The sequence below is a fragment of the Streptomyces sp. DSM 116795 genome (assembly GCF_055792905.1).
Genome location: NZ_CM147707.1, coordinates 410,740 through 436,361 on the forward strand (window position 1 = coordinate 410,740; position 25,622 = coordinate 436,361).

At 64.8% G+C, this 25,622-nt stretch carries 24 protein-coding genes and 1 pseudogene; 19 read left to right on the forward strand and 6 right to left on the reverse strand.

Going from position 1 to position 25,622, the window contains the following annotated elements; translation table 11 throughout:
• Window positions 1-130: 130 nt before the first annotated feature.
• The 8 genes and pseudogenes from ACSMXX_RS01780 to ACSMXX_RS01815 all read left to right on the forward strand — a co-directional run bounded on the left by ACSMXX_RS01780 (window position 131) and on the right by ACSMXX_RS01815 (window position 7,764).
• Window positions 131-1,219, forward strand: a complete 1,089-nt coding sequence (locus ACSMXX_RS01780) for a hypothetical protein (RefSeq protein WP_473182242.1) — start codon at window positions 131-133, stop codon at window positions 1,217-1,219.
• A 690-nt stretch (window positions 1,220-1,909) separates the two neighbouring features.
• Complete coding sequence (locus ACSMXX_RS01785; RefSeq protein WP_473182243.1) at window positions 1,910-2,533, forward strand: class F sortase; 624 nt, start codon at window positions 1,910-1,912, stop codon at window positions 2,531-2,533.
• A 588-nt stretch (window positions 2,534-3,121) separates the two neighbouring features.
• Window positions 3,122-3,979: a class A beta-lactamase gene (bla, locus tag ACSMXX_RS01790; RefSeq protein WP_473182244.1), complete on the forward strand. Its 858-nt coding sequence runs from the start codon at window positions 3,122-3,124 to the stop codon at window positions 3,977-3,979.
• 656 nt (window positions 3,980-4,635) lie between these two features.
• Entirely contained in the window at window positions 4,636-5,289 is a 654-nt protein-coding gene (locus tag ACSMXX_RS01795; RefSeq protein ID WP_473182245.1) for an HAD family hydrolase, read from the forward strand.
• Window positions 5,290-5,311: 22 nt separating this feature from the next.
• Window positions 5,312-5,446: a hypothetical protein gene (locus ACSMXX_RS01800; protein ID WP_473182246.1), complete on the forward strand. Its 135-nt coding sequence runs from the start codon at window positions 5,312-5,314 to the stop codon at window positions 5,444-5,446.
• Window positions 5,447-5,669: 223 nt separating this feature from the next.
• Window positions 5,670-6,194: pseudogene (locus tag ACSMXX_RS01805) on the forward strand (transposase); the annotation flags it as partial.
• Window positions 6,195-6,597: 403 nt separating this feature from the next.
• Window positions 6,598-7,209 carry a hypothetical protein gene (locus tag ACSMXX_RS01810; protein ID WP_473182247.1) on the forward strand — a complete coding sequence of 204 codons (612 nt, stop codon included), beginning with the start codon at window positions 6,598-6,600 and terminating at the stop codon, window positions 7,207-7,209.
• Between the two features lie 297 nt (window positions 7,210-7,506).
• Window positions 7,507-7,764, forward strand: a complete 258-nt coding sequence (locus ACSMXX_RS01815) for a hypothetical protein (RefSeq protein WP_473182248.1) — start codon at window positions 7,507-7,509, stop codon at window positions 7,762-7,764.
• A 396-nt stretch (window positions 7,765-8,160) separates the two neighbouring features.
• Here ACSMXX_RS01815 and ACSMXX_RS01820 read toward each other — a convergent pair whose 3' ends face one another.
• Window positions 8,161-8,454, reverse strand: coding sequence for a hypothetical protein (locus tag ACSMXX_RS01820; protein WP_473182249.1), 294 nt, complete (start codon window positions 8,452-8,454; stop codon window positions 8,161-8,163).
• Window positions 8,455-8,879: 425 nt separating this feature from the next.
• On the opposite strand from ACSMXX_RS01820, the gene ACSMXX_RS01825 reads away from it, so the two are divergent.
• The 3 genes from ACSMXX_RS01825 (at window position 8,880) to ACSMXX_RS01835 (ending at window position 12,791) form a co-directional block, all read left to right on the forward strand.
• Window positions 8,880-9,692 carry an IPT/TIG domain-containing protein gene (locus ACSMXX_RS01825; protein WP_473182250.1) on the forward strand — a complete coding sequence of 271 codons (813 nt, stop codon included), beginning with the start codon at window positions 8,880-8,882 and terminating at the stop codon, window positions 9,690-9,692.
• Window positions 9,693-9,993: 301 nt separating this feature from the next.
• A complete protein-coding gene (locus ACSMXX_RS01830) occupies window positions 9,994-11,760 on the forward strand; it encodes an IPT/TIG domain-containing protein (protein WP_473182251.1) in 1,767 nt (588 codons plus the stop codon).
• 266 nt (window positions 11,761-12,026) lie between these two features.
• The gene (locus ACSMXX_RS01835) at window positions 12,027-12,791 is read left to right on the forward strand and encodes an IPT/TIG domain-containing protein (protein WP_473182252.1); all 765 of its coding nucleotides are present in this window, start codon (window positions 12,027-12,029) and stop codon (window positions 12,789-12,791) included.
• 137 nt (window positions 12,792-12,928) lie between these two features.
• Here the strand turns inward: ACSMXX_RS01835 and ACSMXX_RS01840 are convergent, their stop codons facing one another.
• Complete coding sequence (locus ACSMXX_RS01840; protein WP_473182253.1) at window positions 12,929-13,378, reverse strand: transposase; 450 nt, start codon at window positions 13,376-13,378, stop codon at window positions 12,929-12,931.
• 336 nt (window positions 13,379-13,714) lie between these two features.
• Between ACSMXX_RS01840 and ACSMXX_RS01845 the strand changes: the two genes are divergently transcribed.
• From ACSMXX_RS01845 to ACSMXX_RS01855, 3 genes are read left to right on the forward strand one after another with little or no spacing between them, the layout of a single operon-like run.
• Entirely contained in the window at window positions 13,715-14,194 is a 480-nt protein-coding gene (locus ACSMXX_RS01845) for an aminotransferase class I/II-fold pyridoxal phosphate-dependent enzyme (protein WP_473182254.1), read from the forward strand.
• Complete coding sequence (locus tag ACSMXX_RS01850) at window positions 14,191-14,760, forward strand: aminotransferase class I/II-fold pyridoxal phosphate-dependent enzyme (protein WP_473182255.1); 570 nt, start codon at window positions 14,191-14,193, stop codon at window positions 14,758-14,760. Before ACSMXX_RS01845 ends, ACSMXX_RS01850 begins: the two co-directional genes overlap by 4 nt.
• Complete coding sequence (locus ACSMXX_RS01855; protein ID WP_473182256.1) at window positions 14,757-15,674, forward strand: AEC family transporter; 918 nt, start codon at window positions 14,757-14,759, stop codon at window positions 15,672-15,674. The genes ACSMXX_RS01850 and ACSMXX_RS01855 overlap by 4 nt, the downstream gene beginning before the upstream one ends.
• A gap of 21 nt (window positions 15,675-15,695) precedes the next feature.
• Here ACSMXX_RS01855 and ACSMXX_RS01860 read toward each other — a convergent pair whose 3' ends face one another.
• The 3 genes from ACSMXX_RS01860 to ACSMXX_RS01870 form a co-directional block, all read right to left on the reverse strand.
• Window positions 15,696-16,199 carry a CGNR zinc finger domain-containing protein gene (locus ACSMXX_RS01860; RefSeq protein ID WP_473182257.1) on the reverse strand — a complete coding sequence of 168 codons (504 nt, stop codon included), beginning with the start codon at window positions 16,197-16,199 and terminating at the stop codon, window positions 15,696-15,698.
• Between the two features lie 224 nt (window positions 16,200-16,423).
• On the reverse strand, window positions 16,424-17,122 hold the full coding sequence (locus tag ACSMXX_RS01865; protein ID WP_473182258.1) for a site-specific integrase: 699 nt from the start codon (window positions 17,120-17,122) through the stop codon (window positions 16,424-16,426).
• Window positions 17,123-17,312: 190 nt separating this feature from the next.
• Window positions 17,313-17,684, reverse strand: a complete 372-nt coding sequence (locus ACSMXX_RS01870; RefSeq protein ID WP_473182259.1) for a hypothetical protein — start codon at window positions 17,682-17,684, stop codon at window positions 17,313-17,315.
• Window positions 17,685-18,404: 720 nt separating this feature from the next.
• Here ACSMXX_RS01870 and ACSMXX_RS01875 point away from each other — a divergent pair.
• Genes ACSMXX_RS01875 through ACSMXX_RS01895 form a run of 5 tightly spaced genes read left to right on the forward strand, consistent with a single transcriptional unit; the run spans window position 18,405 to window position 24,007 of the window.
• Window positions 18,405-19,697: a helix-turn-helix domain-containing protein gene (locus ACSMXX_RS01875; protein ID WP_473182260.1), complete on the forward strand. Its 1,293-nt coding sequence runs from the start codon at window positions 18,405-18,407 to the stop codon at window positions 19,695-19,697.
• A 13-nt stretch (window positions 19,698-19,710) separates the two neighbouring features.
• A complete protein-coding gene (locus ACSMXX_RS01880; RefSeq protein WP_473182261.1) occupies window positions 19,711-20,469 on the forward strand; it encodes a toll/interleukin-1 receptor domain-containing protein in 759 nt (252 codons plus the stop codon).
• Entirely contained in the window at window positions 20,466-22,460 is a 1,995-nt protein-coding gene (locus ACSMXX_RS01885; RefSeq protein ID WP_473182262.1) for a hypothetical protein, read from the forward strand. The genes ACSMXX_RS01880 and ACSMXX_RS01885 overlap by 4 nt, the downstream gene beginning before the upstream one ends.
• Window positions 22,457-23,548 carry a hypothetical protein gene (locus tag ACSMXX_RS01890; protein WP_473182263.1) on the forward strand — a complete coding sequence of 364 codons (1,092 nt, stop codon included), beginning with the start codon at window positions 22,457-22,459 and terminating at the stop codon, window positions 23,546-23,548. The genes ACSMXX_RS01885 and ACSMXX_RS01890 overlap by 4 nt, the downstream gene beginning before the upstream one ends.
• Window positions 23,549-23,557: 9 nt before the next feature.
• Window positions 23,558-24,007: a hypothetical protein gene (locus tag ACSMXX_RS01895; RefSeq protein WP_473182264.1), complete on the forward strand. Its 450-nt coding sequence runs from the start codon at window positions 23,558-23,560 to the stop codon at window positions 24,005-24,007.
• Between the two features lie 457 nt (window positions 24,008-24,464).
• Here ACSMXX_RS01895 and ACSMXX_RS01900 read toward each other — a convergent pair whose 3' ends face one another.
• Window positions 24,465-25,535: a methyltransferase gene (locus tag ACSMXX_RS01900; RefSeq protein WP_473182265.1), complete on the reverse strand. Its 1,071-nt coding sequence runs from the start codon at window positions 25,533-25,535 to the stop codon at window positions 24,465-24,467.
• Window positions 25,536-25,622: the final 87 nt, after the last annotated feature.

Genomic DNA, 25,622 nt, shown 5'->3' on the forward strand with positions numbered 1-25,622 from the left:
GGCCGTCGCTCAATGTCGGCGAAGCTGATGGGTGCAGTCCGCCACTGCTTTTGCCCGCCGAGGAATGGGCCGGGACCTACCCGGTTGAATCTGGAACGAAGAACACATGGCTCCCCGAGAGGAACCCCGAATGCGTATCAAACGCCGCATTGCGCTCCTACCCACCGCCGCTATCACAGTTATTGCTGGTGGTGCCGCTATCGCTCCGGCTGCCTACGCGACAACTGACGACACATCAGCGCCAGCGAAGTCTTCCGGCGCCGCCGAAGCGAAGGCTGAGGCTGAGGCCGTTGCCGAGGCAAAGAGCCACGGCAACACCGGAACAAACGCCGACGCCAAGGCGAAGGCCGAAGCCGAGGCCCGCGCCAAGGCAAAGAGCCACGGCAACACCGGAACAAACGCCGACGCCAAGGCGAAGGCCGAAGCCGAGGCCCGCGCCAAGGCAAAGAGCCACGGCAACACCGGAACAAACGCCGACGCCAAGGCGAAGGCCGAAGCCGAGGCCCGCGCCAAGGCAAAGAGCCACGGCAACACCGGAACAAACGCCGACGCCAAGGCGAAGGCCGAAGCCGAGGCCCGCGCCAAGGCAAAGAGCCACGGCAACACCGGAACAAACGCCGACGCCAAGGCGAAGGCCGAAGCCGAGGCCCGCGCCAAGGCAAAGAGCCACGGCAACACCGGAACAAACGCCGACGCCAAGGCTCTGGTCACCACGAAGTCCTTCTCCGAGGCCACCGCGCAGGCCAGCGCCAACGTTTCCGTCAAGGTCTTCGTCGATGCACGTGGCAGCTACAGCGCTGAGCTGTGGACCATGGAAACTAAGACCGGCAAGGTGATCAAGTGCGGCACCATCAGTGGGGCCGGCAAGGTCGTTACCTACAAGAACGCCAAGTACACCCTTGGCGAGGACGGCTACGTCAAGCGTGTGTCCTCCAATGGGAAGGAGACCGTGCGCACGCTGACGGATGGTGAGGTCAAATCGGCCTCTAATGCCCGAGTCAAGGCTAAGGCCAAGGCGAATGGTTCTGCTTCGGTACCCGTCACCTCCAATCAGCAGACCACGGCGATCCCGAGGGGTTCCGTCGCCGCGGGTGCAGAGCAACCGACCGGTGGGGGAGGCAGCGGTCTGATCGGAGTGGGCGCCGGTGCCGCTGCTGCGTCTGCCGCCGGTCTGAGCTTCGTGCTCAAGCGCCGCAGTCACGCAGGCCAGCAGGGCTGAGCCATGCCGAACCAATCACAGGGTGGGTAGGGCCCAACCTAGGGCTGGTGACATGGCCAGCGGCAACGAACGTCGTCCGTCGCGTTGAGGGGCGGTCCGGGGCACCGAAATTGCCCCGGACCGCCGGGCCAGCGTAGCGAACGGCGCGGGGGCCGGCAGCAGAAGCTGAGCGGCCGGTTGCCGGCCCCCGTCACTCGAGCTTCGAGTCAACTCCGAAATATCCAAACCGTGCCTGGAACCACCGAATTCTCCCGTCAGGACATGCGCACTGAGCGCGTTACGGGAGGTCGTGGCGCCGGACCGGCGCCACGGTGGTCACAGCTCCGATGCCGGCGAGCCTCCGTCACGGCCAGGAGCACACACCAGGCAGCACCATCCCGGAGGCCCTGTGGAGGGGACGGGGCCTCCCGGCACCCAAGACCATCGCACCGAGGGGGCGAGCAGCGCGACACCCGAACGACCACTAGCGCCGCATGACGGAACACGAACACGGCCGGCGCCCGGCCGTGACCCTGGGACTGTTTCCTGCTCATCGGCAGCGCAAGGATGATCATTCAGGACCCTTGGAGGCCTGCGTGAGCGGCCGGTTGCTGCGTCCGCCGCCGGTCCGAGCTTCATGCTCAAGCGGCCGCAGTCATGCAGGCCAGCAGGGCTGAGCCATACCGAACCAATCACAGAGTGAGGGGAACCGTGCATTCCATACGTAAGCATCGGCCAACGGCCAGGGCAGCTCTACTCGCGCTCGCCGCAGTTGGGGGCCTGGCAGGCATCTCCGGCTGCGGTTCGGCTGATGCCCAATCTGCTCCCGACATCACCGTGAAATCCAGCAGTGTCCCGGCGGCCACGAACAAGGCTAAGCCACTGGCAAAGTCCAAGCCTGTCACCCTGGATATACCCGACGCGAAAGTAAAGGCGCCTAAGGTCCTTCCGCTGGGCCTGGACAACTCCGCTGAGTTGGAAGTCCCACCTCCCTCTAAGGGGAATCTACCCGGCTACTACGCAAAGGGGGTGACTCCCGGGGAGCGCGGACCTGCCGTCATGGTCGCTCACTATGACACCAAGTACGGCCCAGCCCTGATGGAGAACGCGGATGACATCAAGATCGGCTCGGAGATCAAGATCGGGCGCCAGGACGGGACAACGGCAACGTTCAAGGTCAGGCAGATGCAGCAGGTCAGCAAGAGTAAATTTCCCACTCAGAAGGTCTACGGAGAGACGAAACGTCCTGAGCTGCGTCTGATCACCTGCGGTGGACCAGTAACGGATGGCCACCGGTCCGACAACATCATCTTCTACGCGGATCTGATGAAGTGACCCGGATAACGCAGCGACATCGGCTTCTGGAGCCCCACTATCTTCTTCGCGCTCCGAAAGAGGACTGCTGGCCTCCGGATCGGCATGACTGTTCCCAAGCAGGGTCGGAGGGGACCCTTGTAGCGCGGTTGGGCTGCATGGCGTCCTAACGTGTTGAGGGTCGTTCGCGGCGGGTGCCATCTAGTAGTGCTTAGTCAGGTTGGTGCTGGGTCGGGTATGTCGCGGTGCCAGGTGGGGCAGGCGCGGTCCAGAGTGCGAGGAGTAACTGCACTTCGCGGATGACTCGATAGAGACTCAGGCCGACGCCGCTTCTTTCGGGGATCGCGTCAGCCGCTGAAGGGTGCAGAAGGTGTGGGCGACTGAGGCGAGGGTGACGTGGTGGTGCCCCATCGAGTACGAGATCACCATGAAGCCCACCGCAACCCTCGCGGCTGACTCCCGACTTTCACCTATCCCTGCATCGGTCCCGAGGCCCTAGTGCCTCACCGACTTAGATCAATCCGGCCGCTAAGGCCCCAGTGCGGTTGTCGTAGCGTCTTGAGCGTTGAAGTAAACGTTGTGATCGGGATAAATGAAGGGAGCTCAGCTTTGAACACCACGGAATTTCGTCCCGGGCGACGCGCGGTGCTGGCTTTCGGTGCTGGGGCTGCGCTGGCTGCCCTGTCGTCCGAGGCGTCCGCCTCAAGCCCTGCCGGAGGGGAGATAACCAAGCAGTTGCGTGGTCTTGAACAGGAGTACTCCGCGCGGCTTGGAGTGTTCGCCCGCAATAAGGCCACGGGCCGGACGGTGGTGTTTCGCGCAGATGAGCATTTTCCTATATGCTCGGTCTTCAAGACGCTTGCCGTCGCGGCCGTCTTGCGTGACCTCGACCGCAACGGTACGTTTCTGGCGAAGCGGATCAGGTACACCAGCGTATACGTTACGAACTCGGACCATCACCCGATCACGGGTAAGCCTGAGAACCTCAGCAACGGAATGACCATCGGTGAATTGTGCGCTGCGACTATCTCTCATAGCGATAATGGGGCAGCGAATCTGCTTCTTCGTGAGCTGGGCGGCCCTGCCGCGATTACCCGGTTCTGCCGCTCGGTCGGGGATAAAACAACACGGCTCGACAGGTGGGAACCCGAGCTGAATTCTGCGGAGCCATGGCTAAAGACCGACATCACCAGCCCTCGGGCCGTCGGGCACACATACGGGCGACTCATTCTCGGGAGCGCTCTCTCGGTCGAAGACAGGAACCGGCTGACCGCGTGGCTGATCTCCAACATAACCAACGGCGAACGCTTCCGTGCCGGCTTGCCTACTGACTGGACCCTTGCCGACGAAACCGGCGGCGGAAAAGAGTACGGGGTGGCCAGGACGTCGGCGTCGTGTGGACGCCCGGGGAGTCGCCTCTTGTTCTGTCAGTCTTTCGATCAAATACGCCCCCGAAGGACCGACTGACAACCCGCTGGTCGCCAAGACCGCCACATTGTTGGCAGCAGCCCTCACCTGATGGCCAGGGAGTCGCCCGGCTTATGCGCGGCCCTCTCAATTCCCACGACCCGGCCGCGCCACCAAGAAGACGCGCGGCCAGGGCCGGCTCGAGTGTGAGTTCCGCATCGGCAACGCCGAAATCAACCGGTGCGTGAAGGAAGCCGAGACCGTTCCCGAGTGACAGCCCTCGTTCCGGGCGCCCGCCCCTGGTAGTGTGATCAGGTTCGCTCGGTGGTGGCGTGTCCGTTGATTGGCCGTGTCTTTGTTCGGGGGTATTGGGTGACCGGTTTGACACCGAGCACCCGCATTTCTACGGACTTAGCACCGGAGTTGGCAGCACTTCGCGCACCGCAGATCAGAAAGGCAATTTACAGAACAACTAGGATCGGGTGAATCAAGGGGCCTTTCCAATCCCTTGGGTGATGCAAAATGTGGAGGGAGGATGGCCCGGGCTAGGTCCGGCAATGGACTGGAGTAGCGGAGCTGCGTAGCAGCCCTTTGTTGTTCAAGGCGGCGATAGGGACTCAAGTTCTGTGAGCCCTCCTTTCTCGATCAGTACTGAAGCGGTTCCTACGGAATAAACGAAATCACAGATAACTCTGCGATCCCCCGAGTAGGACGATTTGCCTGAAATTACTGTTGTGCTATTCGATTGTGATGGATTGCTCCTCGACACTGAAACGTTGTGGAGAATAGCGGAACGAGACTTCCTTGCAGCTCTCGGCGGTATCTGGGATGACGGAATCAGTCAACATACCTGCGGCAGTTCTGTCGAAGGAAATGCCGCCCTCCTGGCTGACCTAGCTCAGGCCGAATATCCATGTGCAGTAGCTGGAGAGCGATTGCTCTCCCATTTCGAAGAGGTCATCCAAGAGCACACTGTTTCCCTTATGCCTGGCGCCAAAACACTACTCGATTCTCTCCTGGGTGTACCTCTCGCCGTCGTCTCTAATTCTCCTGCGGAACTGGTTGATCGGATGCTGGAAGGACTCGGTATCCGTGACCGGTTTCGTTTCGTCATGGGACCTGGACGAGGACTGCGTCCTAAGCCCGCGCCCGACATTTACGCGGCTGCTTGCAAAAGGCTGGGGGTCGCGCCAAGCCAAGCACACGTCTTGGAAGATTCGGCGACCGGACTGCAGGCGGCTCTATCGGCGGGCACGACTGTCACCGCAGTAAGCGCGGATACCCAGCTATCCATAGCCGGAATCCGCCAGGTCGCCGCTCTATCGGAACTGACACCTGGCAATTTGGGACTACTGGAGTTGAACTCCTGATGTCGCATGTGGTCAGGGGTTGATGGCCAGACCGGTATGGAGCGAGGTTGCGGTCGATGAGGGCTCGGTGGACGAACAGCGGGCGTCGACGGAGTCACTCCGCACGGCGTCGGCTGAGCGGCTGCTGATCTGCTGGCCGGGGACCGCGAAGACCTGAAGGCCGGGAGGTTTGTGCCGCTGCCGGTTCGTCAGAAGACGATCTCCAAGGCGTCGGGCAAGGTCCGGGCGCTCGGGATCCCGACTGCGCGGGGCCGAGCCGTGCAGGCTGCTTTGACACGTGGTGAGCCGGATGCGGTGAGAGTCGCACGTCCGGTTCGGAGGGCGGGCCGGGGAAACCCATCAGCCGAGAGACTGACAGGGCACCCCGGTCCGACCCTTACACCTACATCCGCACCGTCTCCGGCTGGGTGTTTGCCACCTTCGTCGTCGACGTCTTCTCCCGCATGGTCGTTGGGTGGCAGGTGGCCACCTCCCTGTACACCGACCTCCCCCTCGACGCCCTGGAGATGGCGATCTGGCACCGCCGGCACACCGACGCCGACCTCACCGGCCTCACACACCACTCCGACCGCGGAGTCCAAGCCGGTGCTGCAACGACCGGTTGAATCCGCCCAAACAGTGCGGCGGCCTTCGCCGAGGCCTGCCGCCGGCACGGCATCCGCCGCAGCATGAGGCGCGTCGGCTCGAGCTATGACAATGCCCTGGCCGAGTCGTTCTTTCAGGGCCTGAAACGGGAGTTGCTCCACGGACGACGCCTCACATCGAAGGCGCAGACACGGCTGGAGCTATTCCGCTGGCTGGCCTACCACAACCGGCGTCGCCGACGCTCCGCCCTCGGCTACCTCGCACCCATCGAGTTCGAACAACAACTGATCTCATCACACTCGCTGTCACTAGTCGCATGAAACCCCGTGTCCACTCCCGAGGTTGAACCTCCTGCCTTCCGCGGCCCGAGCGGCAACTCGCACCTTCCTCCTCGGCGCCCGCCGGCGCCGAGGAGGAACTCGCCTACGGTCGCGGCTGGGAAACGGAATACCCCCGCACCGTCGGGTGGCTGCGGAATCTCGGCATCGTCCACCCGCACACGTCGACCGTCACCTTCGAGAAGATCACCCAGCCCTGGCTGCGGGATCTGTCCAAGCGCTAGGCCCGCTGGTGGCCGTCCAGCGGCATCAACGCCAGCACCGTACGCGCCGGAGTCCGCATGGTCGCCCGCTTCTCCGCCTTCCTACCGGCCGAGGTGACCGGACTCGCCCACGTCGATCGCGCCTTGCTGGAGCGCTACTTGGCCGATCTCCAGGCCGCGATGTGCGGCCGCAGATACAGAACACGCACATCAGCAACCGGAATACCTTCCTGCGCACGATCTGGGTGCACCGCTGGGACGAGACGCTGCCGGGCAACGCGGCCTTCGTCGCCGAGGACTACCACACGCCGCCGCCCCTGCTACCCCGGGCCGTGGCCGAACACGTCATGGCCCAGCTGGGAGTCCCCGTCAACCTTGCTCGCTGGCAGGACCCCGCACGACGGCTGATCACGCTCGTCCTGATGCGCTGCGGGCTGCGCATCACCGACGCCATCAACCTGCCGCTCGACCCCGTCGTCCATGACGCCGAAAGGGCGCCCTACCTGCGCTACTTCAACCACAGGATGAAGCGCGAAGCGCTGATCTCCATCGACGAAGAACTCGAACAACAGCTCCGTGACCACCAGCGCCGATATCCTGGAGGAGCGGCCCGAGGGGTGTCGATCCTCTTCCCGCGCGCCGACGCGAACCTCCGCGGTGACAGACCGATCAGCACCTCCGGTTACCGGATCTCGCTGGCCGAGGCGCCCAACAGCGCGATACACGCGACGAGTTGGGTCGACCAGCGCAAATCGCCCCGCATCAGTTCCGGCACACCCTGGGCACCAGCCTGATCAACAAGGCCGTCCCCGCAGGAGGTCGTCCGTCAGATCCTTGGTCACACCTCAGCCCAGATGACAGCCCATTAGGCGCGATTGTCGGACACGACGGTCCGCCGGCACTGGGAGAGAAGGCACGCAAGGTCAACGCCCAAAGCGAGACCGTTGCCCTGGACCCAGCTGGCCCCACTCACGGAGGCAGCCGGGGCTAAAGAGAGGCTCTCCCGGGCTACGCAGGCCCTGCCCAACGGCTACTGCGGACTGCCGGTGGTACAGTCCTGCCCGCATGCCAACTCGTGCCTGACCTGCCCGATGTTCATCACCACTGTCGAGTTCCTGCCCCAGCACCGGGAACATCGCCAGCAAACCCTGCAGATCATCTCATCGGCCGAAGCCCGCGGGCAGAAGCGGCTCGTGGAGATGAACCGACAGGTCGCCGACAACCTAGAGAAGATCATCACGTCACTCGAGGACGACGACCAGCCAGACCCTGGTGGGGTGGCCGCCGATGTCTCCTGGGCCCAACCCCGCCACCGATCGTCGCCGCCGCCCGCAAGCGCCACGAACTGACACGCGCCTAGGCCATCCAGGCCTTGCGAGAACTCGACCGCACCGGAGCCCCGGTGTCTTTCGAGGGCGTCGCCCGGCGCGCGGGCATCTCACGTTCAACGCTACGGTCAGCCTGTCATCCGAGCCGAGGCCGAACGACTCCGTGACGCGAGTCGCCGTCCTTCATCGCTGCCGATTCCTACGGCTGAGCGCGCCTCCGATGCCTCGCTGCACGCTCGCCTGGAGGCAGCGCTGGAACAGAACCGGCAACTCACAGAAGAGAATCAGCGTCTGCGGCGGCAGCTCGCTCATGCGCTCGGTGACCAGCGGACATCGGCAAGAACAGGCCCCGAGCCCGGTGCCCCGTGTCGCTCTTCAGTAACGATCGGCCCGTGCTGTGACCTGGCCTCGAAACTGTTACGCGGCCAGGTCGAAGACAGTGTCCTTGACCTGGCCGCCCAGGTCACAGCCCTGCTTGATCGGCGAGCTTGAGATAACGGTGAGACCCGCGAGCACGGTGAACACGACGCCGGACGGGTCGCGCGAGCCCTTCAGCTCTCCGGTCAGGAACTGAAGGCCGACGTCGCTGGCCTTCAGTTCCTCGGCGAGCATGGCGAGTTCGATGCTGCGGCTGAGCCGCTTGTGCTCGTGGCCGACGAGGGTGCCGGGGACGCCGGAAGCGCGCAGGTCACGTCCAGCGCCCGACCCCACCCAGCTATCTACTCAGCCGTCACATCCTGCATCATGCCCGACCAACGACCAGCCGGAGACGTCACATGATCTCCGGCTGTAGTACTGGACCCTCGACCACGCAGCCGACGCCCGAATCGGCCAGCTCCACGAGCGCGGCGGGGATGAGGGGGCGCACGCCCGCGCGAAAAGTTGTGTCGGATTTAAACGCTATTTTCAGAAGAGTGCCGTGATGCGCCGATTGCACCTGTCGCACCTATCACCCGATTGCTTTAATCGACTCAGCTCGTCATCGCCTCGCACCCGTACCTGGGATGCCTGGCGCGGCCATCGGACGCGCATGTCAACGACCCGCTCATGCCTATCGCCCGGACGACCCGGGACGCCCAGTGCGCCTCGGGGCCCCGCGACCCCTGGCCGAGCGCGCCCTCAAAGGAGGCAACATCATGGCAACCATCACGTCGCTGCAGAACCTCGACAACGCCAACACTAACCAGGGCAAGGCCGGCGACACAGTCCAGATCAACGGCACCGGCATGGCGACGACCGCCAAGGTGAACTTCGGGACCAAGGTCATCCCCTCCACATCCCTCATCGTCACCGCCACCACGGTGACCTTCGACATCCCCTCGGGGCTATGTGCCGGTCAGGTGTCCGTCAGCGTGACCAGTACCACCAATGTCACCAGCAACGCCCTGCCGTTCTTCCTGGTCGCACCGCCGGCAGTCACCGGTGTGAGCGCCACCTGCGGTCCCGCGGCCGGTGGCACCGAGGTCACGGTCTTCGGCACCAACTTCCTGACCGGGAGCGAAGTCACGGTGGGCGGCACCGCGGTCACCCCGGACCCCGCCTTCAGCTCCAACTCGCAGGTCACCTTCGACACACCAGTCCACACGATGGTCAATCCGTGCATCGACACGGTGGACATCGTCGTGACCACGGCGGGCGGTTCGAGCACCCCGGTCAGCAACCTGGCTCAGTTCTCGTACTACACCGCCCCGGCCATCGCCACAGCGACCCCCGCCACGGGCACCGAGACAGACAGCGTCACCCTCGCCGGCACCTGTCTGATCGATGTGGAGTCGGTAACGTTCACCGACTCGGACACGCCCGCCAATGTCGTCACCGCGGACTTCACCAGCCTCGACGACACCCAGCTGGTGACCACCGTGCCTGCGGGTCTCATCGCCGGAGCCGGAACCATCACCGTCACCACCTGTGGCGGCGACTCCAATGCCGAGCCGTTCACCATCGTCTGACCCTCCGTCGACCGGCCGCAACAGCGCGCCGCACCCGGCCAGTTGATGCATCGTGAAAATCTTCGTATTCACTACGTGCGTATCGTCTGCCCGATTTCACTCCTTTCGGGGTTGTCTGCTGTTCGCTTCCACGGCGGTAACGAGGTAGTGGGCCGCATTGCGTCAGCGGCTGGGGCGGCTCCGTCTCCCGTGGTGCTCAGCTCAGCTCAGCTCAGTTCAGTGGCAGGGGTGGGGAGTTGACGAGGCCTGTGTGCTCCGGGCTGTGGAGCTCCTACCTCAAGCCCTCTGTGAAGGAGGCCCCATGATGCCGGCTCTAAAGCTCACACTTGTCCAGCCCTCTATTCAGCCTGCTGGCGCGACCGTCACCCTCAGCGGTTCCGGATTCACGGGTGCGACTGCTGTGAAGTTCGGCAGCACCAACGCCACCAACTTCACCGTGATCAATGACGCGACGATCAAGGCCACCGTTCCGCCAGGGAGGGGTTCGCTCCTTGTCACGGTGGTGACTCCCAGCGGCACCAGCAACGGCAAGGCATTCACCTACACCGGGACGCCAGGCGCGCAGATCACGACCATCTCCCCGTCATCCGGACCGGTTACGGGCAACCAGTCGGTGACGATCACTGGGCAGGGTTTCAACTCCGGGACGGTGGTGAAGTTCGGCAACACCAACGCCACCAACCCCCAGAGGGTCGGCAGCCAGATCATCACTGTCACGACTCCTCCCGGAACTCTCGGGACGGTGCTGGTCACCGCAGTGACATCCGGCCTCCCGGGCACGGGCATCGCCTACGACTATGTGGCGGTGCCGTCGGTGGTTTCGGTGTCGCCTCCGTCGGGTCCGGTGGCGGGTGGTCAGTTGGTGACGATCACGGGTACGGGTTTCCTCGGCGCGACGTCGGTGACGTTCGACGGGACTTCGGCGGCTTTCACGGTGGTGGATGCCACCACGATCACGGCGACGACTCCTGTGGGTTCGGCGGGTCCGGCGGATGTGGCAGTAACCACGCCGAGTGGAACGGGCACCGGGTTGGGTGTGTACACGTATGTGGCGGTGCCGTCGGTGGTTTCGGTGTCGCCTCCGTCGGGTCCGGTGGCGGGTGGTCAGTTGGTGACGATCACGGGTACGGGTTTCCTCGGTACGACGTCGGTGACGTTCGACGGGACTTCGGCGGCTTTCACGGTGGTGGATGCCACCACGATCACGGCGACGACTCCTGTGGGTTCGGCGGGTCCGGCGGATGTGGCAGTAACCACGCCGAGTGGAACGGGCACAGGTACCAATCTCTACACCTATGTCATGGCGCCAGTTATCCCTATGCTCACCGACCTCAGTCCCAGCCAAGGACCGACGGAAGGCGGCAACACCGTCATTCTCAACGGCACCAACCTCACCGGCGCCATCCAGGTCCTCTTTGGCCCCACACCCGCCACCATCCTCACCAACACCGCAGCCCAGATCACTGTCAGTGCCCCAGCCGGGCCTCCCGGCTCGGTCTCAGTCACCGTCACCACGCCCGGCGGCACCAGCAATCCGCTGCCGTACTTCTATATCGCCGCACCCACCGTGTCCGATCTGGCACCCCACTTCGGCCCTGCCGCCGGCAGTAACACCGTCACCATCTTCGGCACCGGGCTGACGCTCACCAGCGCCGTCGCCTTCGGGGGGAATCCGACCGCTGGGATGACCGTGGTTTCGGACAACCAGCTGACTGTCGCCGCGCCGGCCGGGACCGGGACCGTCGCCGTCGCCGTGACCACACCAGGCGGCACTAGCTCGACGGGGACTGGCAATCCCTACTACACCTATCTCGGGGCACCGGTGCTCGCGAGCCTCAACCCCGCTCAGGGGCCGGAGTCCGGCGGGGACTCGGTGGTGCTCAACGGAGTCAATCTGACCTACACCGACGCGGTAATGTTCGGGAGCGACCCGGCCGCGTTCTTCGCGATCTCGGACACCCAGGTCGTCGCGACCACCCCGGGCGGTCCGCCCGGCACGGTCATGGTGGTGGCCCATACCCCGGCCGGGAACAGTAACGCCCTCTCCTACACTTACGAGCCGTCTTGATCCGGTGCCGAGCGCTGCCGAGGTTGCGTGCAGGGTGCGTCAACCTAACGGCCCCTGTCCCCAAAGCCGCGTAGTTAGGGGCCGCGTAGTTAGGGCTTGCCGATCAATAACTCGCTGCCTTGATCTCTGGGGCGGGAGTGATGCCGATGCGTGCTGAGGGTGCCAGGCGGTCAACACCTGGCACCCGTACCCGGGATGCCTGCTGTGGCCATCGGACGGGGCCACGGGCTCCCTGGCCCGAGCGGCCTCTCAAAGGAGACAACATCATGGCAACCATCACATCGCTGGTGGACACCACCACAACCATTAGCCAAGGCAAGGCCGGCGACACCCTCCAGATCAACGGCACCGGCATGGGAACGACCACCAAGGTGAACTTCGGAACCAAGGTCATCACCAGCGGACTGACCGTCACGTCCACCCAGGTGTCCCTCACCATCCCCCCGGGGCTGTGTGCCGGCCAAGTGAACGTCAGCGTGACCAGCAGCACCAACGCCACCAGCAACGCCCTGCCGTTCTTTTACCTTACCGCACCTGTGATCTTGGATGTCTCGCCTGCCTCCGGGCCTATCGCGGGGGGCAGTCCGGTCACCTTGACGGGACGTTACCTCAGTACCGCCTCAGTGGTGCAATTCGGCGGTTTCAGTGTCACGCCCACCGTGGTGTCAGACAGTCAGGTAACCACGGTCGCTCCGGCACACGCGGCGGGTGCGGTACAGGTTGTCGTGACAACGCGCGGCGGCGTCGCTTCTGACCAATCCTTCACCTTCGTCGCACCTCCCACCGTCACTGGCTTCAGCCCGATCTCCGGCACAACTTCCGGGGGGACCCTCGTCAGCATCACCGGCACCAACCTTGCCTTTGTGACCGGGGTTTCCTTCGGCAGCACCCCGGCCACCCAGTTCGCCGCCCTCTCCAATACCCGCGCAGCGACCGTCTCCCCCAGTCACGCTCTCGGAACGGTAGCCATTAGTGTCACCACCTCAGGCGGCAGCGCAACGGCCCCGGGAACTTTCCTATACATCCTGTGAGCTGACGCCGGTTTCGTGGAGTGCCTGAAGCCAGGCTTATGATTCTGGCCCGAAGGAGAACCACGAACAGTGCCAGCACCACGCAAATACACGGACGAGCTCCGTGAGCGGGCCGTCTGATTCGCGTCCACCGGCCTTCACCGCAGGTAGCCCCCACTGTGCTCGAGGGCCTGCATCCAGGCGATCTCTTCCCGGGTCGACCGCAGCTGGCCCAGCATGCTCTCCTCGACCGTCGCCAGCAGCCTCCACGCTGTGGGCGTGGACGCCACGGGGCCGAACACCTCGCCCTGGTCCCGCAGCACGGCCAGGTCCGCGATGGCCTCACCACCGCCAGCGAGCATCACCGCAAGGTCGGTAGCGACACGTCCCGGGTCGTGTCCGGTCCCACGCGGCCGGAGTGAACGCAGCGCGGCGGAGTACGCGCTGGTCAGCCCGGTGACATCGGCGAGATCCGCCAACAACCGTGCCCCAGCGTGCCCGACCACCCCCGTTCCCTCGGCGGAAATGACGAGCCTGGGACGCGAACCGATAGTGCTGTGGGCGGCGATCAGAAGATCGCGCCAGGAGAAGCTTTGCGGTCGTTGCATCGCCCGTCGTTCCGGGGGCCGGTAGGTCGGAACGGCCGCGGACCCCGTACCACCGGAGTGCGGCCTCGCCTGTCCCAGCTCTTGGCGTGCAGCAGCCGCAAGGTAAGGGCTGCTGGAATCCCTCATGCGGATCCTGTAATGGTTGTCATGCCTCGCAGGATTACATCAGCCTATCGGCGTGCACTCTTTGACGCCCAGTGCCCAGCGCACTAACTGTTCCCAGCATCACCGGCGAGACGGAGCGGCCACCGGCTCTCCGGATGTTCCGTTCGCCTCGGGGAGGGCCGGCTGGTGACTGGCTGCCCGGTGACGCCATCCGGCTCACCCATCGTGGAGATGGCCCGCCGCGCTGTCGAGTATCGCGCGGGAGGCCGTCGCATCATCGACCTCACGCTCGACAAGCCCGACTTCGCCCCGCCCGCGCACGCCGTTCTCGCCGCACAGGAGGCCGCCGCCCACCCGTTGGGCTATGCCCGCGTCAACGGGATACCGGAACTGCGCCGTGCACGGCACGCGCTGGAACCAGACCGCGCCCTGAGTTACACGGATGCCGAGGCGGCCGTGGGATGCGGTGCCAAACAGGTTATCTTCAACGGGCTCTTCGCCACTCTGGGCCCGGGCGACGAGGTGATCACCCCTGCCGTGCCCTGCTCGGCCGACTCGGGGTTCAGGCTCACCCCCGAAGCGCTGGAGGCCATGACCGAACGTACCCGCTGGGTCGTGCTCAACGCTCACGGAAACCCCTCGGGCGCAAGCTACAGCCCGGATACCCTGGCCGGCCTGGCCGAGGTTCTGCGACGGCACCCTCGGCGATGATCCTCTCGGACGAGATCTACGCCCACATTCGCTTCGGCGAGGGCGATTACATGAGCATCGCGCAGACAGCGCCTGACATGCCTGAGTGGATCCTGCTGGTCGACGGCGTCTCCAAGGCATACGCGATGACCGGCTGGCGGGGTCGGCTGGGGGGTTGGTCCGGTCGAACTCGTCCGTCGTATCACCCCGTACAGACACAGAACTGCACACAGACGGCCACCACCAGCCAGAGCGCCGCAGTCGCCGCCCTGGACGGGCCGCAGGCACTGCTGGCGGAACGCCGTGAGACATACCGCCAGCGGCGCAATGCGGCTCTGGCGATCCTTCGGCAGAGCCGACACCTGGACACCCTGGAACCGGACAGCGCGTTCTACCTCCTTCCGCGCCTTGCGACCGGCGACGACCGCGCAGCAGCGGACATCCTCCTCGAAGCGGGATCCGCGACCGTCCCGGGCAGCGCCTTCGGCGCGCCGGACCACCTGCGGCTCTCCTTCGCCACCGACATCGCCACCCTGGAAGAGGGCTGCCGCATCGTCGTCGCCACGCTGAACGGGATTCCGGCGTGATCGCACTGACCGTCAAGGCGCTCATTCCGGTCGTTCTGCTGATCGCGCTGGGCTACGCGCTCAAGCGATCGCTGATCACGACCGAGCGGTTCTGGTCCGAAGCCGAGCGCCTGAGCTACCACGTGCTACTCCCGGCTCTGTTCCTGCACAGCCTGGCGACGGCCGACACCGACGATCTGCCGGTAACGGCCCTGGCAGGCACTCTGATCGCCTCCACGGTGACTGTCGCCGTGCTGGTCATCGCCTTCAGGCCCATGATGCGACTGAAGGACGACGGCTTCACCTCCGTCTTCCAGGGCAGCGTCAGGTTCAACAACTACATCGGGGTGACGATTGCCGCCGGCCTGTACGGCACCCAGGGCATCGTCACCGCCGCGGTATGCAACGCGGTGACCGTGCCCACGGTCAACGTCCTGTGCGTGCTGGTCTTCGCGCGGTTCGGGAGCACACGCCTGCGCCTTTCGGGCATCGTCAAGAACCTCGCGACTAACCCGCTCATCCTCGCCTGCGCGGGAGGCATCCTCCTTCAGGCACTCGATCTGCGCCCGCCGCCGGGTATCGAGCCCACGCTCCAGGCACTCGGAGCCGCCTCGATGCCGCTGGGGCTCCTGTGTATCGGCGCCGCTCTGCGCTTCGGTGCGGCACGCTCCTGGGCGGCACCGATCCTCACGTCCTCGTCCGTCAAGTTCGCCCTCATGCCCGCCGCGACCCTCCTGGCTGCTCAGATGATCGGCCTGGGCTCCCAAGCGCTGGTCATCGCCGTTCTCTTCCAGGCTCTGCCCACGGCATCGTCCTCGTACATCATGGCGAGACAACTCGGCGGCGACGCACCGCTGATGGCTGGCATCACCGCGGCGCAGACACTGCTTGGCATCGCCGCCGTCCCGTACGTCCTGGCACTGGTCTCGGCATAGCGCCCACAACCGGGCGGAACGCTAGCGCCGCTTCACGCGGTGGCGGCGGACCGCATCGGTGTTGGCACAGCGCGCGCAGCAGTATGCACGGCGACCGCTGCGGCTGGTGTCGACGAAGGCGGTCCGGCAGGAGTCCAGCGCGCACACGCCCAGCCGTTCTCCCTCCGCCTCCATGGTGAAGATGGCCAGAGCTCCCGCGGTCACGGCTTTCACGCGGCTCTGGACGTCTTGGGCATCCGGTGCGAAGTGCAGATGCGGCCGCAAGTCGTCGTGCGTGGTCAGGTACACCCTTCCAGCGCCGTCAGCGAGCAGAGCATTGATCTTCTCGCACCGTTCGTCCTGGGAGGCAGCCTCGAAAACCGGCCTGAGAATCCGCGACCACGCTCTGATCTCCTCACCGGCCGAGCCAGTGACACGCGAACGCCGGATCGCGTACTCCTGCAGTGCCCGTTCCAGTTCCTCAGACCCCCAGGAGCCACTCGACTCGAGATTAACCAGCGACACGGCCAGACGGACTCCGACCATGTTGTCATGTTCAAACTGCACTCAACCATTGCAACACATGCCCGGCCCCGAAGCTGGGGGTCAAGGGGTCGTGGGTTCAAATCCCGCCGTCCCGACATTGTGAGCAGCGGGTTTGTCGGAAACGGCAGACCCGCTGAATGCGTTCGTGTGACGCGTGACGGCGACGTGATGACTTCCGTGGTCTCTCGCACTCCTGGACCGGTTTCGTTCGCCAGGTCAGCAGCTCAGGCCGCGCGACTGCCCGAGGACCCGTCGGCGCTGCACTGCTGGTTGCGGTCGGCGCATTCCAGGGCGTCATCGACGGCGGTGATGGCTTCTCGCGCGGCGTGGGGCAGCAGGTGGCCGTAGAGGTTGACCGTGGTCGAGAGTGTCGAGTGACGCAGAGTCTTGCAGACAACGGCCAGCGGCACCTGTGAGCTGATCATGATCGTGGCGGCGGTGTGCCGCAGGTCGTGCAGAGCGATCCTGGGCAGGCCGATCTCTGCGCCTCGCCTGCGCAGGTCACCCAGAACGCCTTGGGGACGCAGTGGGGAGCCGTCGCGGCAGCAGAAGACCAGGCCCTCCAGTGGTGCGCCCTCAGGGTGTTCACGCCGGGCGTGTGCGGCCCGGCGGGTGAGAGCGGTCAGCACGCGCGGGGACAGACTTACCCAGTTGCGGCTGGCCCTGGTCTTGGGGTGGCCGAGGTAGAGATGGTTGTTGTCCACGGCGGTGAGGTTCCAGCGCACCAGCAGTACCTTCTCGGCGAGGTGGACGTCGCTCCAGTGCAGCCCGAGGGCCTCCCCGCGCCGCATCCCGGTGCCCAGGAGCAGTTCGAATAGGTCCGCCAGCTGGTCACGGTAGTGGGTGTGGTCGTGCCGCAGGAAAGCCGCTGCCTGGCTGGGGTTCCAGCAGATCCGCTCCGGCGCGGCCGGAGGGGGCATCATCGCGAACCGGCACGGGTTTTCGCGGATCAGTCGGGCCCGTTCTGCGAAGCCCATCGCGCTGGAAGGAGTGGCTGAGATCCGATAGACAGTAGTACGACCGCGCCCGCGGGCCAGTTCGGCCTTCGTCCAGGCGGTGAGGTGACGTGGCCTCAGGTCACCCAGAGCCATGCGCCCGAAGCCGGGGATCAGGTCACGGTGGACGTGATCCCCGGTAGCGCACGAAGGTGGTCGGCTTGAGGCTCTCCTCCTTCTCACTAAGCCACTCAGTCAGGTAGGCAGCGACCGTGAGGTCCTCGACGCACTGCACACCCGTGCGCTCCGATTCCAGGGTGCGCTCGAGTGCGGCATGCGCGGTTTTGCGGGTGGGAAAGCCGCTGCGGCAGTGCGCACCACGCGTGCCATCGGCAGTGGGGAGATCGACGGCGAAAGCCCAAGAGCCGTGCCGGGATCGGAACTTGAGCTTCGGGCAGCTGGCACCGAACTGCCGGCCGTCGGAACGCCGGCAGCCGCAACGTCGGTACACACGGCCGCGCTTGGACGGATGAGGAGCCACGATGCTCACCTCCAGTGGGTATCGGATGACCCCACCATCTGGGCTCCCGGCTCCCGCGCGGGAGCTGGCGGACCATGGCGTTGATGGTGCGACTGCCATCACGTCGCTGTCACCCGGTCTCCCCCGGCCCGCTGAGCAGCCAGTACCCCTTTGGAGGGCTCCCGGTTCGGGCTCGTTGCGAGCCCTGGGAAGACCACTCCCCCTACCAAACAACAAGACACTGAAGCTCGCCTGGGGCGCGTGGATCTGCTTTCAAGTTGCCGACGCTTGAGTGAAGTCGGCGAGGTCTTCGCGTATGTCGGAGTAGGGCTACGGCAGGCACAATCCATGCCCGCCGGTCGGCGACACCAGCCGGCCTCACTCGGGAAAGGCACGGTCAGCGACGGGCTTATGCCGGGGGCTTGATGAAAAATGCGAACGCCCAGCTCAGGGACCCCGTGCAATCGATCCCTCTGTGAAACCGGCGGCGCAGATTCGAATCCTGCTGGGCATAGGCGGGTCTGGTCTGCCAGCGAAGAGCCTTGCGACTCGGCTGGCCATGATTGGGGTGGAGCAGGGCTGCCTGTGCCTGTGTGACAGGCACGAGTTTCAGCCCCCGCGCATGCTGCACCCGACCGTCGGAGAAGGAAACGGGAAACAGCATCGAGCGCCTTGTCCATTTGGGAGAGGTTGCCGCAGTCTTTCGTGCAGCAACACCTCGGCCTGAACGGATGGGCTTGGGAGGTTTCCGTGCCACAGCCGTCCACCGAGTTCGGCGAGGAGCTGAGAAAGCGGCGCTTGGAGGCCGGCTTGAGCCTCACGGCCCTGTCGGGCGCCGTGCACTACAGCAAGGCCCAGCTGAGCAAAGTCGAGCGAGGCATCAAGGCGCCCAGCCATGACCTTGTACGGCTGTGTGACGGGGCACTCGGTGCCGACGGAGCGCTGATTGCCCTGATCGCTCAAGCCGCTCCTGACAAACCTACCGAAGCAACGTTCGGCCAAGTCAACGAGGAGGACTGGATCATGCACTTATCTCCGGACGGTCTGAACCGGTTCCAGCCCATGGGCCGGCGGCAGGTGATGAGCGTCGGCGTCGCCTCGGCGATGACATGGGGATCGGGTGCATCGGGTTCGCTCTCTCCGGCTGCGGGGGTTGGCATGCTGGAAGCCTCCCGCTCGCTGTTCACGCACTACAGGCGACTCGGCCAGAGCGTGGAGCCCAGTGTGCTCCTGCCGGTCCTGATCGCGCAGACGCACACTCTGCGGGAGCTGTCCACTCAAAGCGACACCAGCACTCGTCAGCAACTGCTGTCGCTCGGCTCCCGGTACGCCGAGTACGTCGGCTGGCTGGTGCAGGAAACAGGGGACGACCGTGGGGCGCTGTGGTGGACACAGCGCGCAGTCGATTTGGCAGCGGCCGGCGGTGACCAGGCGCTAGCTGGCTACGCACTGGTCCGTAGAGCTCTAGTCACGATGTACCGGGACGACGCTCAGGAGACGGTGGCCTTGGCACGTCGCGCACAGAGCGGCGCACTGCCCCCACGGATCCGGGGGCTGGCCGCACAACGCGAAGCCCAGGGGCACGCACTTGCGGGCGATTCCCGTGCCTGCCTGCGGGCACTGGACCGCGCTCGTACCTTCCTCGCCCGTAAGGACGACGGCTCAGACGAACCAGTGATCGGCAGCATGCACCTTCCTGACCCTGTCGGCATGGTCACGGGATGGTGCCTAGTCGATCTCGGTCGGCCGCGGGAAGCGAGCGAGGAGCTCGATCGCCAACTCGCCTCGGTCGGCGAGAACGCACTGCGTACCCAGGTCCGCTACGGCGTGCGCCGTGCAATCGCCTACGCATCGGCCGGCGAGATCGACCACGCATGTGCACTGGCTGCACCCCTGCTCGACGGCGTGGCAACAGTGCGCTCAGCAACCGTCACGACTGACCTGCGACGCCTCGCCAGGGTTCTCACCCGCTATTCGAATCACCCTTCGGTCCGCCAGCTGGGGCCGCGTCTCAGCACGTTATCGCGCTTATCCAATTCCTGAAGGAGAGACCGCTGTGACCGAGGTTTTCATCAACTACCGCACGGGCGACGGCGAGAAGACTGCCGCTCTCCTCGATCAGGAGTTGTCCCGTCGATTCGGTAAGAAGTCCATCTTCCGCGCCTCGAAGTCCATCCCTCCCAGTGAGCTCTACCCCGACAACCTCCTGACCGCGCTGCGACGAAGCTCCCTGCTTCTAGTCGTGGTAGGGCCAGCCTGGACGAGCTTCCGCAGCCAGCTGCACAACCCGAAAGATTGGGTGCGCAGGGAGATCGAGCTGGCCTTCTCCCATCAACTGCCAGTCCTGCCGATCCTGGACGGCCGGAAGACAGATCGGCTCAGCAAGGCCGACCTGCCACCTGAACTGGCGCGGCTAGCCGACCTCCAGTCCCTCCCGTTCGACACACACGACACCGAAGCCGGCGTCAAGCGAATCGGTGATGTGGTAGCCGAACTAGTTCCCTGGCTGAACGACTCGACCGACCAAGCCTATGAGAAGTCGCCCGCGCCGGACACCGTGACGAACTCGATCCGCGAAGTGAGCGGAACCGCAGTACAGAGCCGTGAATTCACCGGAGACGTCGGCGGCACCGTCGTGAAGGGTGCTCAGGGCCCTGTCCACGCGGGCAACGGCCACATCTATCAGAACTCCCGCCATGTGTCGGGTGACCGGCAGTTCTCGGGGAACGGGATGACGTATTTCGAAGGCGACAATCACGGGAACGTCCAGCACCGGTTCAACGAATCAGACAGCGGTGAGGACGAAGGCCGGTGAATCAGCACAGCAGTACACGCATCGAGAACCCGCAAGGATTCGTGCACACCGGCACCGGCGACATCCACTTCAACGTCGGCCCCCAACTACAGGAATCGGACAAACCGTCCTTTCGGCGCCTCGCCGAAGACCAACTCGTCCGCCTGCGACGTGTGCTGGTCGCTCCACCCGGCATGGGCGACGCCCGCGCCCTCCTCGCCGACACCGGCACTGTAATTCTGGACGGTGCACCAGGCAGCGGTCGTACCTCCACAGCCCGCGTACTCCTGCGCGAACACCACGGCGACAGCGGCGTCTTTCACGAACTGCTACCGGGTGAGGAGGACGGACTCCACCTCCACGACCCCGCTCTGGTCGAAAACGGCGACCAGTTGCTGCTGGACATGTCCGCCGCCGACGGCCAGCAGTGGAATACCGCCCGAGCCGACCTCTCCGCCCTCCGCAAGACCGTGCAAGAACAACACGCTCACCTCGTCGTCGTCATGCCGCACGGCGGCACTCTCGACCCCGACCTGCAGCACTACCGCATCGAAATCAAGCCCCCCAACCGCCTTGACGTCTTCAGGCAGCACTTACGCATGCACGGCATACCGCACGAGCAATACGCTCAATCCGACAGCATCGTCACCGAATTCCTTAATGAGAACAGGCCGATGCAAGAGATCGCGGACTTCGCCGACTTAGTGCGTCGCGCCAGGGAGTCCGCTCAACCCGGGGAGCACTTCGCGCAGTGGTGTGAGACCGCCAGGGGGGCACTGAACGATTACCGAAAGGACGTCGCCGAAAAGGTCGCCACACTGAGCGAGGCTCCTCAACGGGCTCTGCTGATCGTTGTCGCCACGCTCCACGGAGCGCACGCTGACGTCATCCACAAGGCGACGCAGCTTCTGCTGCGCACGGTCGGGCCCCCGTCGGAGGAAGCCCCGCTGCTACAGCACAAAGACCTCGCCCAACGGCTTGAAGAGATCTCAGCCACTGTCGGGTCAGGCGGAAAGGTGCGGTACACCAAGCTCGACTACGACTCCGCCGTACTCACACACTTCTGGGACCACATGCCGGACCTGCGCCCTCACCTAGGTGCCTGGGCAGCAGACGTCGTAGAACTCAACCACCCGCACGTCGACCCTCCGGCCCGCGACGGCCTCGTGACACGCCTGGCCGGCGAGTACCTACGGACCGGGCGCGGGGGCAATCTGGCCTCCCTCGCCGAGCAATGGAGTTCCGGCGCGGCCAGCAGGTCACGACTGGAAGCCGCAGTACAAGCGCTCACGTGCGCTCTAAACGATCCTGCTCACGCCAGAGAATTTCGCGAACGCATCTATCAGTGGTGTGCCTACCGGCAGCTGAGAGGAGAGTTCGCACAGGTGCTGGTCAGGGTCTGCGCTGATGTCATCGCAGCGAGCCATCCGGACCAGGCCCTGCTCAGGCTCTACTACCTGGCCCGGCGCGAGCGCGGCTCAGCTCGTGCCCTACAAGCATTGTGCGACCTGGCGGCCATCAGTCGCCGACTGCGCCGAAGGCTGCTCGACCGCCTGGCACGCTCCCACTTCTCGCTGCCTGACCTCGACATCTTCCTGCGAGCCTGCGAGCCGGTGCAGCTGACGGACTCCCCTGACACCACACGGGCGCTGGTGGAAGAGAAGGGTGTGCAGCGCTCCCTCACCATCGGCTGGCACGCGGTACTGGCCGAACTACCGCGGGCAACGTGGGGGCCGCACGCAGAAAGCTGGCTCCACCGCGCCGCCCTCGACACCGGACACCGCGGTGAGGTCCTGCTCGATCTCCTCGTCAACGCTGCGGAGCAGTGCGAGGAATCGCGGGGCGAAGTCTTCGCCGCACTGTACGCAAGCGCCCGCCAAGCCGAGCGCACTGCTCCGGGAAGCCTCGCGCGCTCCATAGAAACCACCGAACTGCTACTCCACAAGATCAACGTTGCTCAGGGTCTGGAGCCAGCCACACCACCAGCATCAACCGGGGGGACTCGATCATGACTACCGCAAGAAAGACGACAACCGTCTTCCTCACCCTTCTATGCGGCCTTCTGCTCACCATTGCCGGCCTGACAAACCGGTGGCCCACATGGACATGGCCGACGTTGGCCGTGCTTCTCCTCGTTGTTCCCGCAGCGGCGTTCCGGATCGCTTCACTGCGCCGCGGATCCATTCCGGTGAGCTTCGAAGAACAACTCACGGCTCCGCCCGTCGAACGTACGGAACACCACGTCAGCCACGTAGCGCTCCCCAGTCTCTGGGACGACTACCGCTTCGTCTTCTCGGCGACCGTACGCTGGCATCTCATCAAATCACCTGAAACCATGCCCGTGTTGAACCCGGCAGGACTCGCCGTCGAGGCAGTCCTGAGCCGTGCCCGCAGCATCACCGAGAAGCGTGAGCCGATCCAAGCCTCACTCATTCAACATGAGCTCAGCGGTGCTCTGAGTCGTATGAGCCCGGAACCGACAGGACATCTTCAGGCCATGGCGGAAAACATCAACCTTTCCTTGCCCCAACAGGACCAGGAGCGTTTGGACAGACTTGCTGAAGTACGGAAGGAAGGCGCGGTCTGGGAACACCAACGCAAGTACGAGCAGAGCAAGCGCCAGTACCTCGGTGAAGACGTACTGAAAGACACCGGCAGTGCGGTGGTCTGGTGGCTCGCCAAAAACGAAGAGCACGTGGAAAGGACGGTGGCAGACCTCCCTCTGCTTGCGCAGCTCACCTCCGCAGCCAACGACACTGACATACCCGAGCGACTTCAGAACCTCCTGTCAGAGCCCCCAAGCGAGTCGGCCATGCCAGAGAACGCAGAGGTAGAGCCCGAGCCCAAGTCGCAAGCACGGACGGCGGAAGATCACCTCTCCGGCTTCTTCGACTCCATGGGCTTCACGGAGGGAGACATTCGGCGGGGGATGCTGGCCAAACAGATCTCCAACATCATCACGAAACAGAACCAACACGAGACAGCCGAAGGCCTGTTACGCCGATTCGATCCACCGACTGCCTCCACCCAGAACGACCCTGAGGGGCCGACTTCTGACGACGACGCGACCGACGAGACGTCCACGTCCGCACGCACTTAGGAGAAGGCTATGGACAGCGAGTTGGCCATTCTCGCAGCCTCGGGAGCAACCACACTGGTCTCCCTCATGGTCACCGACTCATGGACACATGCCCGTGAACTTGTCGGACGCCTCCTGGCACGTACTGGTTCGGACACCGCCGCACTCCCCGACCTGGACAACGCAAGGACTCGGCTGCTCACCGGCGACGGCACGATGGACGAACAGACCGCCTCCGAGGTCAGAAACCAGTGGCACGCCCACCTACAACAGCTCGTCGAAGTCGGGGCAATCACCAGCGACGACCTACGTGTTCTGCTCACCTCGCTGCAGCAACTCGCCGCCACCTCAGCCACACGTCGTGACATCGTGCACAACGACATCAACGGCGGCGTTCAGCACGGTCCCGTCATCCAATCAGGCCGAATCACCGGGCTTACCTTCCACGTCGATCAGCCCTCACCCCCCACCCCGGGCTGAGCACCAGGACGGCGCGAAGGGAAGCACTCACACCAGAGGCACACACATGGCGATCGACGCTGAGGGCTTGTGTCGTCCTCATAGGGCGCCCGAGATTGTGGGGACCACTTGGGGACCACACGCTGTGCGTGCCGCTGAACAATCCCAGTTCAACCGAACGAGCCAGCGTGCGCCGTCAGAGTCCTGACCTGCACATATCTCCACCGCGATCTGCTGGGGGTCAAGGGGTCGTGGGTTCAAATCCCGCCGTCCCGACAACACGGTAAAGCCCGCTGACGGAGAGAGAATCTCCAGGTCGGCGGGCTTTGTTGTGCAGCCCCGGGTCCCCGCTCGAAGTTCTCCATCGGGCACCGCCGCCCATGCGGCGCGGAGCCCCCTCGGCCTCTCCCGGATCAGCGATCCCGAGAGCGAGCGTCGAGCCACTGCGGGCCCGACGGAATCGGGGAGGACCAGTCGGTCACGCCGTCTTCGCGGCGCACAGAACAGCCGGTACGGGGATGACGTCGGAGGGGATGTCGGCTGGATCCTTGGTGACCGTGCTGGTCACCGTGAAGCCGCACTGCTCCAGCCACTTCTTGTACGTCGACAGCTTCTGCGGCCCGCCCTGCCCCATGGTGCAGCCGATGAAGAAGGCCGGGAAGAAGTCGACGTTGTAGTTGTCGGACTCGGTGATGTTCTCGGGATACACCGGCACCAGGACACTGACCCGTCCGCCCACCTCCAGCGACCCGTGGACGCCGGCGAGGATCCGGAACACGTCGTCCCTGTCGAACATGTCCAGGAAGTGCTTGATCAGCACGACGTCGAACCCCTTGGGGATGCTGTCGAAGACGTCACCGCCGATGAAGGAACAGTGCTCGTCCACACCGTGGGTCCGGAAGTTCTCGAGGCACTCCTCCTCCTTCTCCGGCAGGTCGAAGGTCGTCACCGTGAGTCCGGGGGACGCCTTCAGCTTGTACATGTTGATCGCTCCGAGGCCGGTGTTCCCGGCGAGGTCCAGCACCCGCCCGCCCGACGGGAGGTCGATGTTCTCGAAGAACCAGGAGTCGATGCGGGAGGTGACCGTGTCCATCAACGTCGACCAGGACTCGCGCAGGTCCTTGTGCTCGGCCACGGCTCCGTACAGGGTTCCCTCGGACCCGTAGAGCTCCTTCAGACCGAAGGGCGTGCCGGTACGCGCGCTGTCGGTTAGGTAGAACGACTGCCTGAGCGCCACAACCTTGATCATGTTCATGTAGGTGAGCGCGCGCCGGAGGTCGGCGTCGTCGACCCCGGCGAGCGCGTCGAGGGCGTACCCGCCCGAGGCTTCGTCGCAGGAGACGAACCGCTCCTTGACCAGCAGGTGCAGAAGCTGCTCCACTGCGTCCGGCTTGGCGCCGACGGCCTTGCCCAGGTCGGTGGCCGTCGCCCCCGGCTGCTCCCGGATCTTGTCGATGATGCCCAGCTCGAAGCAGGACAGCAGGTTCATGAACCGCGCGGGCCCGACCATGTACTCGCGAAACCGCCCGAGTGTGGCTTCCGGCGTCATGTTGTTGATCCCTTCGGGTTGGTGGGACTCCACTACTGCGGCGAGCCGGGCGGACCGATGTCCCGATGTCCACCTCGGCGGGGTGCG

Bases quoted from the DNA above. Each gene is read 5' to 3' on its own strand.
- ACSMXX_RS01780 (WP_473182242.1), top strand. From the start codon at position 131: ATGCGTATCAAACGCCGCATTGCGCTCCTACCCACCGCCGCTATCACA.
- ACSMXX_RS01800 (WP_473182246.1), top strand. From the start codon at position 5,312: ATGGCCAGACCGGTATGGAGCGAGGTTGCGGTCGATGAGGGCTCGGTG.
- ACSMXX_RS01815 (WP_473182248.1), top strand. From the start codon at position 7,507: ATGTTCATCACCACTGTCGAGTTCCTGCCCCAGCACCGGGAACATCGC.
- ACSMXX_RS01825 (WP_473182250.1), top strand. From the start codon at position 8,880: ATGGCAACCATCACGTCGCTGCAGAACCTCGACAACGCCAACACTAAC.
- ACSMXX_RS01830 (WP_473182251.1), top strand. From the start codon at position 9,994: ATGATGCCGGCTCTAAAGCTCACACTTGTCCAGCCCTCTATTCAGCCT.
- ACSMXX_RS01835 (WP_473182252.1), top strand. From the start codon at position 12,027: ATGGCAACCATCACATCGCTGGTGGACACCACCACAACCATTAGCCAA.
- ACSMXX_RS01840 (WP_473182253.1), bottom strand. From the start codon at position 13,378: ATGCAACGACCGCAAAGCTTCTCCTGGCGCGATCTTCTGATCGCCGCC.
- ACSMXX_RS01845 (WP_473182254.1), top strand. From the start codon at position 13,715: ATGGCCCGCCGCGCTGTCGAGTATCGCGCGGGAGGCCGTCGCATCATC.
- ACSMXX_RS01850 (WP_473182255.1), top strand. From the start codon at position 14,191: ATGATCCTCTCGGACGAGATCTACGCCCACATTCGCTTCGGCGAGGGC.
- ACSMXX_RS01860 (WP_473182257.1), bottom strand. From the start codon at position 16,199: ATGGTCGGAGTCCGTCTGGCCGTGTCGCTGGTTAATCTCGAGTCGAGT.
- ACSMXX_RS01865 (WP_473182258.1), bottom strand. From the start codon at position 17,122: ATGATGCCCCCTCCGGCCGCGCCGGAGCGGATCTGCTGGAACCCCAGC.
- ACSMXX_RS01890 (WP_473182263.1), top strand. From the start codon at position 22,457: ATGACTACCGCAAGAAAGACGACAACCGTCTTCCTCACCCTTCTATGC.
- ACSMXX_RS01895 (WP_473182264.1), top strand. From the start codon at position 23,558: ATGGACAGCGAGTTGGCCATTCTCGCAGCCTCGGGAGCAACCACACTG.
- ACSMXX_RS01900 (WP_473182265.1), bottom strand. From the start codon at position 25,535: ATGACGCCGGAAGCCACACTCGGGCGGTTTCGCGAGTACATGGTCGGG.